This is a genomic window from Mycobacterium simulans (genome assembly GCF_900232995.1).
Classification (GTDB): Bacteria; Actinomycetota; Actinomycetes; order Mycobacteriales; family Mycobacteriaceae; genus Mycobacterium; species Mycobacterium simulans.
Window position 1 is genome coordinate 1 of sequence record NZ_OCVX01000009.1, and the last position, 1607, is coordinate 1607.

Below are 1607 nucleotides of genomic sequence, written 5' to 3' on the forward strand. Positions count from 1 at the left end.
CGGCGACACTGCTGGCGGTGGGGCCGCCACCGCCAGCAGTGTCGCCGGTAACGGCGGTGCCGGCGGCGATGCAACCAGCCCGAACGGCGCAACTGGCGGCGGTAGCGGTGGGATAGGCGGCAACGGCACCGGCGGTGGTGGTGGCGGCGGCGCCAACGCCGTAGGGCCCGGTTTGGTCGGTAACGGTGATCCCGGCGACGATGGGGTCGCGGGCGGGGCAGGTGGCGACGGCGCCAACGGCGACGCAGTCGGCAACAGCGGTGGCGGTGGCGGTGCCGTCGCCACCGGGGGTGGCTTTGGCCAGACCTCCTCGGCCCCCGCCAATGGCGGGGCCGGCCAGGACGCCTAGCGAGTAGTCGTCGAGACGTCGTTCGGCACTCCCGGAACCAACGGGGACGACAGGCCCTAAAGTCCGGCGAGCAGACGCGCTCCCCTGCCGCCTTAACTACCTGATCAAAAGGCGCGATCACGGCCATGCCGAGCGCCTCGGCGGCCTCGCGCATCCGGTCGTCGTTTGTACACCCGGCCAAGATCTGCGCCGAGCCGCCGGGCCGTCGTCACGTGAACTGCGTCGAGGGCCCGTAGCTCGATTGGCAGCAGCCGTTCGGCTGTCCGCGCTGATTCACCCTTATCGAGCAAAGCCCGTATGACCTCGGTCCGTCACCGAAGGTTGCTCAACGTCCACTTCGAGTGCGACCGGTTCGGGCGGATCATCGAAGTCGGACGTCGCACGTTCGTTCTCGCCGGCCTCGACCCGACGAAGCAGTTGTTGGCCCGCTGCCGCAGCTCACGCGCAAACAGAAGGTATGTGCTGACTGTCGTACATGACTGGTTAACGGACCGCCCAGCAGAGGACTGCGAGCGGCGGTGAAAGCAAGCCGCAGGCCAATCGCAGGACCAATAGGCCTTGACCTACTCCACCGAGTTAGTCAGTTCATCGACCGGCTGACACGTCAGCTTAGTGACGCTCGCGTGGAGTAAGCGACGCCCGTCGAGATATTGGCGACATGTTCGCCTACCTGCGGGAAACCCGGACAGGGCACCGCCGCCGGAGCTACGCTCCGACGGCGGACGGGAGGCAGGACATGTCGTTTGTGATCGCGAACCCGGAGTTGTTGGCCGCGGCGGCCACGGATTTGGCCGGAATCAGATCGGCGATCAGCGCCGCGAGCGCGGCGGCTGCCGGGCCGACGGTGCAACTGAGCGCAGCGGCCTCCGACGAGGTGTCACTGGCCATCTCCGCGGTGTTCGGCCAACACGGCCAGGCCTATCAGGCACTCAGCGCACAAACCACCGCGTTTCATGACCAGTTCACCCGGGCACTGTCTAACGCCGGCAGCTCCTATGCCCTGGCCGAGGCCGCCGCCGCGACACCGCTGCAGACCCTGCTGGATGCGATCAACGCGCCGACCCACCTGTTGTTGGGGCGCCCGCTGATCGGCGATGGCGCCAACGGCACGGCTGTCAGCCCCAATGGCGGGGCGGGTGGGCTGTTGTTCGGCAACGGCGGCACCGGTTTTTCCGAAACCACCGCCGGGGTGGCTGGGGGTGCTGGCGGATCGGCTGGGCTGATCGGTAATGGCGGGGCCGGCGGTGCCGGCGGGGCC

Annotated in this window: 1 protein-coding gene and 1 pseudogene; both read left to right on the forward strand. The window is 68.4% G+C overall.

The features are described from left to right. Nucleotides 1-349, forward strand: a pseudogene (locus tag MSIMFI_RS26310) (PE family protein); the annotation flags it as partial. A 736-nt stretch (nt 350-1085) separates the two neighbouring features. Beyond that, on the forward strand, nt 1086-1607 hold a 522-nt coding region (locus MSIMFI_RS26320), incomplete at its 3' end, for a PE family protein (protein ID WP_191499878.1).